Below are 14,011 nucleotides of genomic sequence, written 5' to 3' on the forward strand. Positions count from 1 at the left end.
TTTCCAGAAATTGCAGCTCGTATTCCTGCGCCCAGGCCTCTTCGTCGTTCAGGCCCGCGCGCAGCTCCGCGATGTTGCGGTCCAGGCCCTGGCGCACGGCCTCGTGGATGTCCACGCGGTGGCGGCTCCAGACATTGTCGTTGGCCGACCAAATCTCGTAGAACTTGTTGTCCTTGCCGTTGGGCGTGGAGGTGATGCGCAACCGCAAGCCGTTCTTGGAGATTACCGGGAAAAGGGCTTTCCAGATTTCGCGGGAATTGTCGTGGATGGCGAATTCGTCCAGGTAGACGTTGGCCGAATAGCCGCGCGCCGTGTCGGGATTGGCCGGCAGGCCGGTGATGCGCGAGCCGCCCGGAAACTTGACCTCCTGGGCCAGGTAGGCCACGTCGCCGCCGGTGTGGAACTTCTGCTCCTCGAACACCGGCGCGCCCTTGAGCGCGCCATAGACGTGGTAGAACGCCTTGGTGAAGGGCTTGATCGTCTCTTCCACGGTCTCTTTGACCTGGCGCTCGCCCCGAGACAGCATGACCCAACGCACCCGGCGGCCTTCAATCTCAGCCCGGATGCAGTCTTCCACGATCTCGGCGCTGGTGGTGAAGGTCTTGCCAATTTGTCTGGAGAGCATGCCGATCTTGAACCGGGCCTGGTCGTTTTTCCAGGCCATCTGGTAAGGATGAAAATGCAGCAGGGTGTCGCTCATCCGCCAAACCCCAGGATGCGAAGCGCCTCTTCGGCCGCCTCGGCGTCCAGCTTGCCCGTGCCCACGGCCTCGCCCATCTTCTGCTTGGCCTCGGCCTCCACTTCCTTGCGGGCCGCCTCGCGGATGCGCAGCTCCATGTCCGCGCTGGTCTTGGTGGCGATGATGGTGTCCTTGAGGGCCTTGCCCAGGGCCATCAGGTCGCGGGCGCTCACATCGGGATCGTCGGCGTCCAACTGTTTGAGCGTCACCTGAAACAGCAGCTTGTGGAGCAGCTCCGTGGTGATCCGGCCCACGTTGTTGGGCAGATCGTCCAGGCGCGAGCCCAGGAACGTGGCGATATCGCGGGTTTCCCGAAGCTTCTTGGCGACTTCTTCGTAGTTCTGGGCGTAGCGTCCAAGCGCCGAACGCGAGACCTTGGCCCCCATTGCGTCCAGGTGCTGGACGATCTCGTCGAGAGTACGCCCGGAATCCAACAGGCGGTGGATGCTCTCCTGAACCGCCTTGGGCAGTTGTTTCACGGTGGACTTGCGAGCCATGTTTACCCCGTTTACCGGGGCATCGGACGTTTCACGCCCGGCTGCTCGGCCCGACCGGAGGCCACGTCCACGCCGCGCGCGGTGATCTTGACCACGGTCACGGGACCGACCTTTTCCAGTTCCACAAGCCCCTGCTCGGCCAGCCAGGCGGCCAAAGTGTGTACCTCGTCGCGGCTCACGGTGTGACCGATGGCGCACAAGGCGTCTTGCAATACGCTGGTGTTGAGAGAAAACCCTTTGTCTTCCGCCAGGAAGCGCAGGATGCCCAGACGGCGGTCCTCGCTGACGAGCGCGGCAAACTGATTCACGACGCACCTCGCAAATGGTGTTCCATCAAGAGATTGAGCGGGCGTTCAACACGTTCCATGACCTGTTCCTGGCCGTCGATCCGGGCCGACAACGTGTCGATCTTTCCGCCAAGCTCGCTCAGCTTGGCGGAAAGCGCCCGGATGTCGCTTTCCGAGGGCAGGCGCTCCAGCCGGGAGTCCAGGCAGGTGAGCGTGGTTTCGGCCTTGGCGACCCGGCCGCTCATTTCTTCGCGGCACTTGGCGCACTCTTCGCTAGGCACGAACTTCTTGTTCATCGACCAGCTGGCCCACGCCAACACGCTCTGGAACACCAGTACGACGCAGGGGACGATGATGCTCGCCCACTTGAGCGTTGTTTCTTCCATTGTTTACCCCTCGTCGTATTCGGTTTGACATCCCACGCACCGGCACGCCCCAGGCACGGCGGCCAGCCGCCCGGCCGGGATGGGCTCGCCGCAGTCCAGGCAGACGACGCGGCCGGCGCGCGTGCGTTGACTCTGCCGGGGGGCGGCCTGCCCGGCGCGGGCCAGAGCCTGGGCCAGGTAGACGCGTTCCGCCTCTTGAGCCATGTCACAAGCATCCATCACTGCCCGCCGGGACCGGAGCGACAGGGGCCGGCTGGGGCGCGGGCGCGGGTTGCGGCGCGGGCGGGGCCTGCACCGGCGGCGCTTCGGGCCGGACGGACAGAATGGGCTCGGCCACGGAAGCGAGATACGGCCCGGCGGGCGGATCGACGGATTCCAGCGCGCCGCCGACGTAGCTCCCGGTGATCAGCGCCGGCTTGCCGATGGCGGCCGTGGCCTTGAGCCGGCCGATCAAGGCCATGACGCCGCCCACGGCCCCGGCCAGGGTCGTCAGCTCCCGGCAGAGCAAGACCAGGTCTTCGCTGGACACATGCATGCCCAGCAGGTTGAGACACGCGCCGGCCAGCACAATGAGCGCGCCGACCACGCCGGTCGATCGATACCAAGGTTTGATGTCGTACATGGGGTCACCTGTTGTAGAGGATGCGGTTGACGAGACGCTCCCAGGTTGCGGCCCAGCGCCTGGCCCGAGAGGTTGAGAGCCCGAGACCGCGCAGCCGGCAGTACACATGCGCGGCGTTGCAACACTGTTGCAGCCAGGCCCTCACGACGGCCACGCGCCGCCCAGGGCCAGGGCGATCTTGTCCACGTAGGCCTGGTTCTCCCACGTGCCGTCAGGCGTCTTGCGCGGGGAGCCCGCGTTGTAGGCCGCCAGCACTCCGGGCCAGCCGGTGGAGGCAAGAAACTGGTCGCGCAGGCGGGACAGGTGTTGCAGGGCGTAGGAGAGCCCCACGCCGGGTTCGCACAGGCCGGTCAAAAACTTGCCATTGTAGCCCAAGGCCCGGGCGTTGGCGCCCATGATCTGCCCCAGGCCCCAGCTGGCCTGCTGGCCCCAGTACTCGGCGTCGGGATCAACGCCGGGCGGGGCCGGAAAGCCCTTGGGGGGGTACTTGGACGCCAATTCAGCGGGAGTGAGACGTTTGAAAGGTCGGTTTTCCCGCACGTCCCACAGGTAATTGTAGCGGGGTTCAGGGTTCCAGGCGTCATAGCAGCCCCCGGATTCCACGTGGACCAAGGCCAAAGCGATCTCGGGGGGTATCCGATACCCCGGAGCCATGTCGGTCACAAACGAAGAGAACACACCGGGAGACGAGAAGATGATGTGCATGAAAACACCGTCCACGTTGAGGTTGGCAACGTGGACGGTGTAGAATTTGGCGGGCGGGAGGCTAACCCGGAAAATTTTCCGGGGTGGTCGGGAGGGGCGGCCTATTCTGCCTCTTCGCAGATCAAATAGGCGATGTCAAACAAAGGCCCCCGCGTGAGCGGGGGCCGGTTGGTTGTCGGTGTTCGGCGTCAGGCCGCCTGGCGTTGGGTTTCCAGCCGGTGGCGCTTGGCCGCCTGGTCGGCCATGTCGGCCAGCAGCAGGGCTATCCAGCTCAGGCCGGCGACCGCCCTGGGCGAAGGAGCCGGCGAGCCCGGACCGTGGTCGAGCCAGGCCGGAACGGCCTCGGCCAGAAAGCCGGTCAGCTCGCTTACCTTCTCCAAGAGGTCCGCGCAGGTGTCGTCAGGGTCCACCAGCATGCTACGCCTCCAGGCCGAGGGTGCGGGCCTTGCGCGCCCACATGCGCACCGTTGTCGCACCCATGTCCATGAGCTTGGCCACCTCGGACGTGGAAAGCCCCATGCGCTTGTAGCGCACCACCCGGCGAAAGGCCTGCAAACGCTCCGGCGAGACCGCCAGCACGGCCCTGGCCCCAACGGCCACGCCCTCGCGCCGGGCCGTGGCCGCGTCTTCCAGGGCCTGTTGCCGGGCGTTCTCCAACGCGGCACGCTCCAGGGCGTTGAAGGCTTCGATGTACTTGAGCTTCCACTCGATGGCCCGCTGGCTGTTCCAGCCCATGACGAGCAGGGTGAAGGCGTCGCGGGTGAGGAGGAAGGCGGGCAAGGTGCGGCCGGTCGAGTCTCGGTATTCACTCGGCCCAAAGTTGGGCTCAGTGAAGGATGCCGGAAGCTTCTTCCGCAATCCGTCAATGTCGCGCAGCACATGCTTGTGCTGCAAGCCGAAATGCTGGGCCAGCTCGACAGACCGAACAGCCGGACGCTCGCCAGACAGGAACTCAACGGAAATCGCGGGGGTGGGAAGGGAAATGGTCGTGGACATGAAAGGCCTCCTACAATTTTCTGATGGACAGCTTCGGAAATGAAAACTGCCGGGTGCTCAGAACCGCGTAGGAGCGGCGGGCGTATTCCCCCGAAAGGTATTGTATTAGCCCACACCCGGCAGAGAACCGGTCAGGTAAAACAAACGGCGCTTGCGCGCCTATGGCACGGCTGACGGGCGTGGGGCCGTCCTACGATAAAGGAGTTCTGAGGCTCCTGGACGGCCCATGCCTGAAACGTTCGGTGGTGTCAAGGTTGCTCACGGGGACTGGCGACCTTCAACGCTTCAGCTCGATTCGCCCGTCTTCGAGGAAACCTGTAGCCAGCAGGTCTTTACTGACTTGTTCGCGGATGAATACATAAGGCTGGTTTCCGCCACGTTTTTCAGAGAACACTCTCATGATGGTCAACGTGAAAAGCATCTTGTCTTGCGTGGTGAAGCCTTTCCACCCAAGAGGCTCAATAAATGCGGTGTTATTGTCAATATCAACAGTTACATACCCCTTCCGACTCATGATAACGGCGGCCTTAATCGCTTCCGTCACTTCTTTTTGAGTCGGTGGCCATCCGGCATAGGCAGTTGAGCAGAATAGGGCTACACAAACGACGAGCAGAAACAGTCTTTTCATGGCAGGTACCCATCCCGTTTTTTAGGTCGCGACGGCCGCCGTAGCGACTCCACACACTATCCAAGCAACGAATATCCACATACACATTCTCCCGCAGGCTCAAAGGTTCTCTGCGCAAGCGTGTAAACGAATCTCGTCATCTGGTAAACACCGGGCGTCAGGCGATATCGTCTACAAGAACAGGGGCGTTGAACAGCGCACAAAACACCCGCCACCGGCCGTCCACACCCTGGAACGGCGGGCGGATGGTGTGGGTGCGGGTGTAGAGCTTCGCGCCGGCGATCACCCGGCTGGGGACGCGCACCCAACTACCCACGGGGATCTTCGGGGCGGGCTCGGACGGGGCCACGCCCGCCAGGCCGGCCAAGACGGCGAAGGCCTCCTGCAAGGTCACGAACACGTACTTTTCGCCCGGCGCGTACCAGGCCCGATCGATCCGCACCCGGTAGCGCCCGGGCGTGGCGCCAGGGCGCCCGGCAAACAGCTCCGCCGGGAACAACTCGGCCACGCGCCGGCCGGCGGGAGTCTCCAGGGTGATACGGGCCTCGGGCCGGCGACGGTCAGCCATTTTGCTCACCTTCAAACGCCGGCCCTGTCCAAACCCACTGAAACACGTTGAACAGTCGAGGGGCGAGCAGCTCCAGCACGGCGAGATCAAAGCCCTTGCGCCACCGCTTGGTCGGTATGGCCACGAAAAAGCCATAGCTGTTCCCGGTGGCGCGACACTTGACCGCGATCTGCACAACGCGCTCGCCTGGCCCCGCGTCTTGCAGACCGGAAACAATGCGCAGGCGGTTTTTGGCCTGGTCGGCCGCCAGGCGCAACCGCAGGGTCTCCCGCTCGGACATCTCGGCTTGCAGCTTCCTCAACTCCTGGATGCGATGGTCCACGCGGCGATGGCCGCTCGCCTGGTCGATAAGCACCTGGATGGGGTCAAGTTCCTGACCGCAGGCGTCGCAAAAGACCCGGCGCGCGCCCCTGTCCACCGCGATCACCTTGTGGGAGCATGGGGGCAGATCCGCGAACGTCTTTTGTATCACGGGCGGCTGGCGCTTCGTGAAATCCACTTCGATCACGCGACCGTCGTCAGCCATGTCAGTGCGCCTTGCTCCGGAGATACGCGCCCATCTGGGCGACGATGCCGGGCGTTTCTGCTTCCGCCTTGCGTTCGGCCTGCAACCTGCCGGCCCGCAAACCGGCCGCCATTCGCTCCATCGCGGCGGCCATGCGTTCCATGTAGGGATCGTCAGGGCCGTAAATCTTCTCCGCAGCCATATACATCAGCTCGACTTCTGCGACGTATTCGTCCTTGGCCTTGTTGAAGCGTTCCAGCGCGTTCATAGCAACCCTTCCTTTCTGGCCAGCCACAGGGGCATGGCCAGGGTGATCTTCTCGCCGCACCGGGCGCCGTCCCGGTCATAGCGCAACAGCCTATCCGGCAGGGTCACGGACCGTCCGTCGTCCAGCACCAGCAGGATCGAGCGGGCCGAGCCGTGCGCCAGCAGCGCGTTGCACAATGTAAATTCCTCAGTCATGGGCAAAACTCCTCAAAACAGCGTGGTCTGGTCGGAGCGGAGGCCCTTGCGGTCCCGCCGGGCGGCCTTGAGGTTGCGCACGGTGCGGTCCGTTACTCCGACCAGGCGGGCGATGGCGGCCTCGGACTCGCCTCGCCGGGCGGCCTCGCGGATTGCGGCATGCACCCTGGCCCGGTTGCCGGCGTACGGCCCCAGCGGTATCTCCACGTCGCCGCCGCCCAGGCGGGCGGCGATGGCCTGGGCGGCCTCCATCCCCACGGCGGCCACCAGCCAGTGACCAGGCAGCAAGCGGTCCGGACCGGGCAGGTAGGCCCGCGTGCCGCCCTTGGCACGGGCCACGGCCACGGCGGCGGCCTCGCCGGCCACGGCCGCGATCTCGGCCAGCACGCCGGGCAGATCGAGGGAGGAGGTGTTGACCTGGTCCACGCTGTAAACGCTCGCTAAACGGTCTCGCGCAGGCCGGCGGCCTTGCGCATGCTTTCGCGCCACACCCGCAGCACTTCGAGGCGCGTGTCCTTGTCTTCGAGCGCCTGCCTGATGAGCTTGGCCACGCGCTTGTCCAGGGCCGCGATCACCGCGCGCAGCTGGTTGGGCGTGGCCCATTCCAGGCGGTCGACCTTGTACATCCGCTTGAGGATGGCGTGGGCGTAGTCCCACGGCACAAAGGCGTCCTGCATGTTGGCCAGCTCGGCCAGCAAGGCCTCAATCTTCGTGAGCATCGGCGTGCGGCGCAGAGCCTTTTCGCTGGGGGCCTTGTCGCCCTTGCGGGCCTTGGTGGTGCGCGGCTGCCAGCCACAGTTGTCCTCGAAGTGGCGCAACAACTGGTCGAGCTGGCGCGTGGTCAGGGCCTTCGAGCTGGCCGCCCGAAACATGGTCTGGAGCAACGCGCGGTAGTCCGGGTCGCTGATGCCCAGTTGGGCCTTGGCCACGTGGATCTTCGTGGTCAGGGCCTTGCGGTAGTTTTGTGCGGCGCTCATGCCTTTTTCCCTCCGGTGCTTTTCTCGTGGAGCTGATTCAACGCGTCAGCGAAAATCACGGCCAATTTGTCCGCCGCTCCGGGTTTTTCCGGGTCCGGCAGCACGATGCAGACCGCCCGGCCCTTGCGGTGGGTGTCGATCACGGCCAAGGAGCCGCCGTAGGCGCGGCCGGGGAGGAAGCGTTTGGGGGCAGACATCACAGGGACTCCTTGCGAAGCGTTTTCACCGTCTTGATGTTCAGTTCGAACACTCCCTGAACGACTTCATGCGTCACCCCTGCTTGCGTGGCGATTTCGGCTACTGTGAGCCCGGACCACATCAGGTTCAGGATGTTCTGGCGTTGCTCTTGCGACAGTTCTTCCTTGACCTTTTTCTTCAGGGCCGCCCGAATGGTGGCCGCCGTGACCCGCTTTGGCTTTGTTCCACATTCCGCTTTGTTCACTGCTCGAACAGCCTGCTCCCACGTCGTTTTTGAAACTGAGCCATACGACTTTCCCCCAATTTCGAGGGTCACGGTGAAGTTTTTTGGTTTACGGTTCATTGCTGTATCCCCAAGCGCTTGGCCATCTCCGGGTCTTCGGCGAGAAGCCTCGCTCTTTCGTCTCTAATCTGTTGAGCAACCTCTGAAATTTTTCTGCATTTATAGTCATTTGCTCGCGCAAGATATTCAAGATGTTCTTCTTTCCACTCTGGCACGAGATACATATCTCGCGGTTTCTTCCATGCCGGGCAGTCTTCTGGCATCGGCGTTTCTTCGCCAAACCCGGCTGCGAATCCATAGTGACGCGGGACGCGACAAGACGGTCTGAACATGCAACGACCATGCAGCTTGCCGTCATAACCGCTACGTTCCCAATGGACACCCCAGCCGCATGTTGCACAATCACGTTTGTTGCGTTTTGCCACGATATTTCCTTTCGGCTGCTCGTCAGGCCGGACGCGCCACCGTCCGACGACCGCCCCGCGTGGGGCGGTTTCGCAATCAGGCTTGGGGTATGGGGATGACACGCGAGAGGCTATAGCCGCCGGATATCCCCACAATCATGACCAACACGCCGCCAGAAGGAGTAATCCAAGCTTGCGAACGCGTGCGCGTCTCCAGGACCTCGCCCCGATCCTTGACCACTTTGACTTCCGTCCCAATCGGGTAGTGCAAGTTCCACGTATCCACCAACGCAGTGGCGGCCTCGTCCGTATGTTCAGTTAAGCGTCTCACTTCAGCGCCTCCTTGAGGGCCTTGCCCGCATTAAACGCCACCCGACGGCCGGCGGGGATGTCGAGAGGCTCCCCGGTCCGGGGGTTGCGTCCCTGGCGGGCCTTTGTCGCCTGGGTCACCAGCTTGCCCAGGCCAGGCAGGGGCGCTTCGCCCCCGCCCAGCAGCTCGGCGGCGATCACGTCGCCGGCGATGTCGAGCACGCTGGCCACATGCTTCTTGCCGATGTGCATGGTCTCGGCGTCCGTCTTCAGCGTCCAAACAATGCGGTCGATCAACTCTTGCTTGGTCATAAATCCCCTCACATCGCCGCCAAATCCAGGGCGATGGGCACGTATTTGCCGTCTTCGCGGCGTTCATAGACGCGCAGGTAGGTCTTGCTGCCGGCCACCCGCAGGCTGTCGCTCACGGCCTGCATGGCCTGACGCCACCGGTCGTCGTCGATCTTGAGCCGGCGCAGGCCGAGCACTCGGCCGGTGTTGATCCTGCCCTCCTTGTCCACCTGAAAGGCGTCGTTGATGAGGGCTCGGATTTCGTCCCGGCTGCCCGTGGTCCATTCGGTGATGCACTCGTCCACAAGCGCCTTGGCGGCCTGCAAGCGCTCGTCAAAGGCCAAGGTCTCGGCCACCTGGCGCTGCACCTTGTACCGGCCATCGTACGAGACCAGGGACAGGTTGCCCTTGTCGCCGCCGATCTTGACCCCGTACTGTTCGGCCGAGAGCTGGACGAAGGCGGCAACGTCGGCCTGGACGTCGGCCTGGAATTTGGCCAGGTCATCGTGAACGGCGCGGGCCTTGCCCACCACCTCGAGCACCAGCTCGTGCCGGGCCAGGTCCACGTCCTTGACCATGGCCAGGGGCACCAAGCGGCCCTGGGGGTCTTCCATGTAGCCTTCAGGTATCGTGGCGGTCATTGCGCGCCGTCCTTGCTCGTGAGAGTCTGCCACCGGCGCTTCGCCTTCCGATTGGCGGCTTCGAGGGCTCTCGTGGCCACCACCTGGGCCTCCAGTTCTCCGGCCAGGTCCGCCGTGGCGTCCAGGCGCTCGCGGCAGAGCAGCAGGACCGCCCGAGTTTCCTGGTCCACGCGTTCCATTGCGGTCCCCAGGGCCAGCCGCACGGTCTGTATTTCGCTCGCAATCATGCACATTCCTCCGCAGTAGTCTGGCGCTTGGCCAGGTGGTTGCAATCGCTCATGGCTGCCAGCACATGCTCGTGCGCCCGCGTCAGCAGCTCGGCCCGCAGCAGGGGCTTCGCGGTCTTGATGGCGTCGGTCAGGGCCACGCTCGCCTGGGTAAGGCGCGTCTGCATGCGGTCGAGCCCGTCGAGGCGGCACCTCGCAATCACGTCCCGCGCTCGGCCGAGGTCCACCCAGGCGCAACGCAGCAGCTTGCGCCTGGTGTCGTCAGGCAGGCGCGTCGCGTCCTGCAGGGTGATGTGTACCGAGCCCACCAGCAGCTCCAGCCGCCGAATGTCAGCGTTTTGCGTACTCACGCAGCACCCCCTCGAGTTGACGTTTGGTGGCCCGCTCTTCGCGCCGCCGCCACTTTCTGGCCGGCGTCGCCCGCCGTGACGCGGGTTGCCCCAGCCGGCGGATTGACCGGTCAATGCCCCGCACGGTCATCGGTCAATCGACTGTGGGCACAGCCGTCCCGGCAGGCGCGGTAGAGCCGCACCCGCATGTTGTTGGCGGCCGAAAAGGGCCGGGCCTGGTTGGCCTCGCACTCGGCCAGGGATATTTCGCCCAGCACCGGGCAGATCACGCACTCGGCCAGCCAAGCCCGGCGCACGGCCTCTTCGATGCGCGTGGTGTCGCTCGTCCAGTCGTTGCGGACAATGCGGCTCACCGCGCCCTTGGTGACGCCCAGCTGCGCGCCCACCTTGGCCATGCTGGCCGCCTGGTCGCACTGCACGGCCAGCTCGCGCACCCAATCCGGCAGGTCCGCGCCCCAGGCCGCCTGGGCCTTGGCCAGGGCGGTTTCGCGGGGGATACGGGAGGGGATCATGAGGTCACCCCGCCCAGGTCCATCCACACGATTTCCTTGCGGTTGGGGTCATAGACCGCCTTGGTGCGCAGCACCTGGGGCGGCAGCCCCCCCGTGCGTTTCACCAGCCGGTACACGGCCTTGCCGCCCTTGGGAGAGGCCGGCTTGACAAGGGCCAGGTAGCCGGCGCGATAAAGATGCGAAACGTAATCCTGGGCGTCGGTCTCAAGCACGGGCACGTCTTCCGTTGACGCGGCCAGGGCCAGGTTCCGCGCGGTAAAGGCGCCCAGGCCCGGCATGGTGCGCCACATGCTCTCGCGTTTTGTCGGCGGGCAGGACGTGCCGTCCTTGCGCACCCTCGGCGCTTCGCGGCCGTTGTCCCTGACCAGCCGGTACAGCGCGCGCTTGAACGATCCCGGATTCCCGCCCGGGCTCTCGGTTTCGCCCGCGATCGCCACGAATCCGGCCTTGCGCAGACTGGCGATGTAGTCCGCGACCATGGCGAGGGTCGCTCCGGTCAAGCGAACGAGGTCCTGGGCCACAAACTCCCTGCGCTCGCGCATCACGTCCCAGACGTCCTGGCGGCTTGGCGGGCGTTGCAGCTTGGCCGTGATCACGACCGTCCCCCGGGACGGCCGCTGAACAGCTCGCCGTCGTAGTCGGCCCGGCACAGGGCCGTAGCTCCCCGTGCGGCCGCGTAGTCGCGCACCCGGTCCAGGCTGACGCAGATGCGGCGCGTGCACCCGGCCGCCGCCTCGTGGATGGCCGCAAGCATGTCGTCGGCCAGGTCCACGCCCGGGCAATAGAGGCGCGCCAAGTGCCTGGTGTCGTCAAGGCTGGCCGGCTGGGCGCGCTTCATGTCCAGCATGCGGTTGTGGATGCGCTCCCACTTGCGCAAGGCGCTTGGCATATTTTCTTCGCCGATCAGGATGACTGAGGAGTTCGAACTTTCGTAAATGTCGCGGACAATCTCGATCAGCCCCTTTTGCACAAGGAAGTCGGCCTCATCGATGATGAGCGGCCGGTGGGAGTTGCTTAGTTCCTCGGCGATCTGGTCGACCATGGCGGGCACCGTGCGCTCCTGGTCGATCGACATTTCGCTCAAAATCTGCTCGCAGAGCTTCTTGCGCGTCCAGACCGACTTGATTTGCACGACAAACGCTCGGTACTTGTTGGACGCGTAGGTGGATGCAAAGGTCTTGCCGTAGCCCGAAGGCCCGTAAAAGCAGGCCATGCCCGGCAAATCCGGCGCCCGGTTCATCACGGTCTCCACCAGCCCGGCGAACAGGCTCACGTTGAGCAGGGGCGCGATGGTCTTGTCTTTTGCGACGGTTTGCTGCATCTTGACGTCTCCTTTTTGGTTCGTTTCGGGGCCTCGACCGTGGCAGCGGTCGGGGCCTCACCGTTCATCCGCCAAACATCGCCTCGCCAAAATCTTCGTACAGGCTGGCCTCGGCCCGGTACTCGTTCGATGTCCGGTACCGGGCGAGCCACACAGTCTCTTCAGGCGAAATGTTTTCCCCGGCGTTCAGCCGGCGTTCGAGGCCAAGCGCGCGCCGAAAGCGGTCGCGCTCGGTTTCCCGTTCCGGCTTGAGCGGCAAAACCTTGGCCGTCTCGATCTCCTGGGAGACCCGCTGGTGGAGCACCAGCTCGCTATTGGAGAGCGGCGAAACCTCCAGCACCGGCTTGCCGCCGTTCAACTCAGCCAAAATTTCTTCTTCCTTGCGCTGCACGCGCTCCATGCGGCCCTTGGCCCGGTCTTCGCGCGCCTTTTCGACCACGGATTTGGGGAAATAGTCGTGGACGTTGCCGTTCAGTTCGGCCGTGCAGACCGGGCGCTCGTTCAGGTCGCGAATCCAGACGCGGGAAGGATCGTGAACGTCGTAGCCCACCATGACTTCCTGCCCGTGGTAGGGGGTCAAGGCCCGGCTGAAGTATTCCTCCCCGTTGATCTTGACCCAGCAGCGCTTGACCAGCTTGACGGCATAGGGGCGGAAGAGATCGGCCAGCACCTCGGGCGACTCCATGATGATGTCCGCCTGGGGGGCCAGGGCGTCCCACTGTTCGTTCGGGGACCGGTGGCGCTTTTTGCCCGTGACCTCGTCACGGATCACCGGCAGCGTGGAATGGGGCCGGTCGTTGTACGCCTCGACCCGGCCCGCGACCCAGGCCAGGAACTGCGGCCACTCGATCAGACTCTTGGCCCGACCAAAATCCTTCACTTCCGCCTTGACGCGGTCGAACATCAGCTTTTTAGCCTCACGGTCCATGTCCTTGCCCACAAAGGAAGGCGAGGCCTTGGCTTCGCGTATCCACATGGCCTGGAAGCGCTCGATCACGCCCCTGGCCTGCGAGTTGTAGGGGATGGAGTGTTCGACGCTCGTGCCGATTCTGGCCAAAATGCCAAGGCCCGGGCCGTCCAGCATGTCGTTGCGGAAGCCGGCCCCCCGGTCCGAATAGAAAATTGCGGAGATTCCACCATGCTCGACGCCACAACGTAAGGCGTCCGCGACCAGCAGCGACGATTCGGCCAGGCCCACGCTCCAGCCCACACACTTGCGGGTGGCCAGGTCCAGGATCGAGACGATCTCCGGCCGAAAAGCCCGGCCGTGGTCCGGGTGCTGCACCATCATGTCGGCGGTGTGGCCGTCGCCCGTGTAGACATCCGTGGGCAACAGGTCATCGAAATCGCGCTTGACGTAGGCCTTGAGCCGCTTCAGCTCTCTCGGCCCCATGCGGCCCCGGTTGGCCTCCAACGCGCCGAGGCTCTTGATTGTGCGCTGCACGGTGCGCAATTCGGGCAGCTCGACGCCAGCGGCCACCAGCTTTTCATGGCACCAGGCGATGGATGGCTTCTGCGGCTGGCGATACTCCTTGAGGAAGACCGGCAACCATGTTGGCAGCGGCTTGTACGGCCGCATGCGCGGGGCCAGACCGTCCGGGCCTTGCGTTTGCAGCACGTCCAGCCAGTTGCGCAGGGTCGAGAGGCACAGCGCCCGGCGCTTGCCCTTGCGGGCGTTGGCCGTGACCACGGCCCGGTCCAGGGCTTCGTTGAGGCTCCCCTCGTTTGCCAGGGCCAGGAAGTGTTTCATCGCCTTGGGCATGCCTTCGAGCAGAGACATGCGTTCCAGCTCGCGCAAAATGATGAGTCGTGCGTCGCGCACCTGGCGTTGCCACTTGGTGAGCACCTCGGCCTTGACCGGCGGCAGGGGCACGGGCTCTTGCCGGCGGATGGAGTCCACCGGAGCGACGAGCGGCCCTTCGGCCAGGGCCTCGCGCACGTCGGCGGGCAGGGACGCGAGAGGATACAACCGGCCCCCGCCCCGCACGCGGCCGTCCGCGCTGGGCCAGGCCTCGCGGCCGGCGCGACGGGTGACACTCCGCACTGCGATGCCGAGCACCATAGCGATTTCAGCTGTTGTGTATGTATCCTTCACGATTTCCT

27 protein-coding genes and 1 other RNA gene are annotated in these 14,011 nt (G+C 64.6%); all 28 read right to left on the reverse strand.

The genetic code is table 11. The annotated features are described in order from the left end of the window. Positions 1-700 (reverse strand): terminase large subunit domain-containing protein (locus ACYQ01_RS16120; protein WP_459934870.1); only part of this gene is annotated, 700 nt, incomplete at its 3' end. Further along, positions 697-1,236, reverse strand: a complete 540-nt coding sequence (locus ACYQ01_RS16125) for a phage protein Gp27 family protein (RefSeq protein ID WP_459933921.1) — start codon at positions 1,234-1,236, stop codon at positions 697-699. The genes ACYQ01_RS16120 and ACYQ01_RS16125, both read right to left, overlap by 4 nt. 11 nt (positions 1,237-1,247) lie before the next feature. After that, positions 1,248-1,544, reverse strand: coding sequence for a VpaChn25_0724 family phage protein (locus ACYQ01_RS16130; protein ID WP_459933922.1), 297 nt, complete (start codon positions 1,542-1,544; stop codon positions 1,248-1,250). Then, positions 1,541-1,909: a DUF2730 family protein gene (locus ACYQ01_RS16135; protein WP_459933923.1), complete on the reverse strand. Its 369-nt coding sequence runs from the start codon at positions 1,907-1,909 to the stop codon at positions 1,541-1,543. Before ACYQ01_RS16135 ends, ACYQ01_RS16130 begins: the two co-directional genes overlap by 4 nt. 3 nt (positions 1,910-1,912) lie before the next feature. Next, positions 1,913-2,113, reverse strand: coding sequence for a TraR/DksA C4-type zinc finger protein (locus tag ACYQ01_RS16140; protein WP_459933924.1), 201 nt, complete (start codon positions 2,111-2,113; stop codon positions 1,913-1,915). Position 2,114: 1 nt separating this feature from the next. After that, entirely contained in the window at positions 2,115-2,531 is a 417-nt protein-coding gene (locus tag ACYQ01_RS16145; RefSeq protein WP_459933925.1) for a hypothetical protein, read from the reverse strand. A 141-nt stretch (positions 2,532-2,672) separates the two neighbouring features. After that, positions 2,673-3,236 (reverse strand): transglycosylase SLT domain-containing protein, encoded by a 564-nt coding sequence (locus ACYQ01_RS16150; protein WP_459933926.1) that lies wholly within the window; start codon positions 3,234-3,236, stop codon positions 2,673-2,675. Between the two features lie 188 nt (positions 3,237-3,424). Continuing rightward, the gene (locus tag ACYQ01_RS16155) at positions 3,425-3,652 is read right to left on the reverse strand and encodes a hypothetical protein (RefSeq protein ID WP_459933927.1); all 228 of its coding nucleotides are present in this window, start codon (positions 3,650-3,652) and stop codon (positions 3,425-3,427) included. A gap of 1 nt (position 3,653) precedes the next feature. Next, positions 3,654-4,232 (reverse strand): Rha family transcriptional regulator, encoded by a 579-nt coding sequence (locus ACYQ01_RS16160; RefSeq protein WP_459933928.1) that lies wholly within the window; start codon positions 4,230-4,232, stop codon positions 3,654-3,656. 277 nt (positions 4,233-4,509) lie between these two features. Beyond that, positions 4,510-4,860, reverse strand: coding sequence for a hypothetical protein (locus ACYQ01_RS16165; protein WP_459933929.1), 351 nt, complete (start codon positions 4,858-4,860; stop codon positions 4,510-4,512). 157 nt (positions 4,861-5,017) lie between these two features. After that, positions 5,018-5,428 (reverse strand): hypothetical protein, encoded by a 411-nt coding sequence (locus ACYQ01_RS16170; protein ID WP_459933930.1) that lies wholly within the window; start codon positions 5,426-5,428, stop codon positions 5,018-5,020. Beyond that, a complete protein-coding gene (locus ACYQ01_RS16175) occupies positions 5,421-5,954 on the reverse strand; it encodes a hypothetical protein (RefSeq protein WP_459933931.1) in 534 nt (177 codons plus the stop codon). The genes ACYQ01_RS16170 and ACYQ01_RS16175 overlap by 8 nt, the downstream gene beginning before the upstream one ends. A 1-nt stretch (position 5,955) precedes the next feature. After that, complete coding sequence (locus tag ACYQ01_RS16180) at positions 5,956-6,201, reverse strand: hypothetical protein (RefSeq protein WP_459933932.1); 246 nt, start codon at positions 6,199-6,201, stop codon at positions 5,956-5,958. Next, positions 6,198-6,395 (reverse strand): hypothetical protein, encoded by a 198-nt coding sequence (locus tag ACYQ01_RS16185; RefSeq protein ID WP_459933933.1) that lies wholly within the window; start codon positions 6,393-6,395, stop codon positions 6,198-6,200. The genes ACYQ01_RS16180 and ACYQ01_RS16185 overlap by 4 nt, the downstream gene beginning before the upstream one ends. Positions 6,396-6,407: 12 nt before the next feature. Further along, a complete protein-coding gene (locus tag ACYQ01_RS16190; RefSeq protein WP_459933934.1) occupies positions 6,408-6,821 on the reverse strand; it encodes a hypothetical protein in 414 nt (137 codons plus the stop codon). Between the two features lie 14 nt (positions 6,822-6,835). Continuing rightward, on the reverse strand, positions 6,836-7,372 hold the full coding sequence (locus ACYQ01_RS16195) for a phage protein GemA/Gp16 family protein (protein WP_459933935.1): 537 nt from the start codon (positions 7,370-7,372) through the stop codon (positions 6,836-6,838). Further along, the gene (locus ACYQ01_RS16200; RefSeq protein ID WP_459933936.1) at positions 7,369-7,569 is read right to left on the reverse strand and encodes a hypothetical protein; all 201 of its coding nucleotides are present in this window, start codon (positions 7,567-7,569) and stop codon (positions 7,369-7,371) included. Before ACYQ01_RS16200 ends, ACYQ01_RS16195 begins: the two co-directional genes overlap by 4 nt. Beyond that, entirely contained in the window at positions 7,569-7,913 is a 345-nt protein-coding gene (locus ACYQ01_RS16205; protein ID WP_459933937.1) for a hypothetical protein, read from the reverse strand. Before ACYQ01_RS16205 ends, ACYQ01_RS16200 begins: the two co-directional genes overlap by 1 nt. Beyond that, on the reverse strand, positions 7,910-8,278 hold the full coding sequence (locus ACYQ01_RS16210; protein ID WP_459933938.1) for a hypothetical protein: 369 nt from the start codon (positions 8,276-8,278) through the stop codon (positions 7,910-7,912). Before ACYQ01_RS16210 ends, ACYQ01_RS16205 begins: the two co-directional genes overlap by 4 nt. Positions 8,279-8,287: 9 nt before the next feature. Then, positions 8,288-8,354, reverse strand: an RNA gene (locus tag ACYQ01_RS16215) — hammerhead ribozyme type II. Positions 8,355-8,584: 230 nt separating this feature from the next. Further along, a complete protein-coding gene (locus ACYQ01_RS16220; RefSeq protein WP_459933939.1) occupies positions 8,585-8,878 on the reverse strand; it encodes an HU family DNA-binding protein in 294 nt (97 codons plus the stop codon). Positions 8,879-8,886: 8 nt separating this feature from the next. Beyond that, positions 8,887-9,498: a DUF3164 family protein gene (locus ACYQ01_RS16225; protein WP_459933940.1), complete on the reverse strand. Its 612-nt coding sequence runs from the start codon at positions 9,496-9,498 to the stop codon at positions 8,887-8,889. Continuing rightward, the gene (locus ACYQ01_RS16230) at positions 9,495-9,725 is read right to left on the reverse strand and encodes a hypothetical protein (RefSeq protein ID WP_459933941.1); all 231 of its coding nucleotides are present in this window, start codon (positions 9,723-9,725) and stop codon (positions 9,495-9,497) included. The genes ACYQ01_RS16225 and ACYQ01_RS16230 overlap by 4 nt, the downstream gene beginning before the upstream one ends. Beyond that, on the reverse strand, positions 9,722-10,075 hold the full coding sequence (locus ACYQ01_RS16235; protein ID WP_459933942.1) for a hypothetical protein: 354 nt from the start codon (positions 10,073-10,075) through the stop codon (positions 9,722-9,724). The genes ACYQ01_RS16230 and ACYQ01_RS16235 overlap by 4 nt, the downstream gene beginning before the upstream one ends. A gap of 110 nt (positions 10,076-10,185) precedes the next feature. Beyond that, a complete protein-coding gene (locus ACYQ01_RS16240; RefSeq protein WP_459933943.1) occupies positions 10,186-10,587 on the reverse strand; it encodes a hypothetical protein in 402 nt (133 codons plus the stop codon). Continuing rightward, entirely contained in the window at positions 10,584-11,183 is a 600-nt protein-coding gene (locus ACYQ01_RS16245) for a hypothetical protein (protein ID WP_459933944.1), read from the reverse strand. The genes ACYQ01_RS16240 and ACYQ01_RS16245 overlap by 4 nt, the downstream gene beginning before the upstream one ends. Continuing rightward, positions 11,180-11,908, reverse strand: coding sequence for an AAA family ATPase (locus tag ACYQ01_RS16250; RefSeq protein WP_459933945.1), 729 nt, complete (start codon positions 11,906-11,908; stop codon positions 11,180-11,182). The genes ACYQ01_RS16245 and ACYQ01_RS16250 overlap by 4 nt, the downstream gene beginning before the upstream one ends. A gap of 64 nt (positions 11,909-11,972) precedes the next feature. After that, positions 11,973-14,003 (reverse strand): Mu transposase C-terminal domain-containing protein, encoded by a 2,031-nt coding sequence (locus ACYQ01_RS16255; protein WP_459933946.1) that lies wholly within the window; start codon positions 14,001-14,003, stop codon positions 11,973-11,975. Positions 14,004-14,011 lie beyond the last annotated feature (8 nt).

The organism is Fundidesulfovibrio butyratiphilus, from assembly GCF_054657235.1.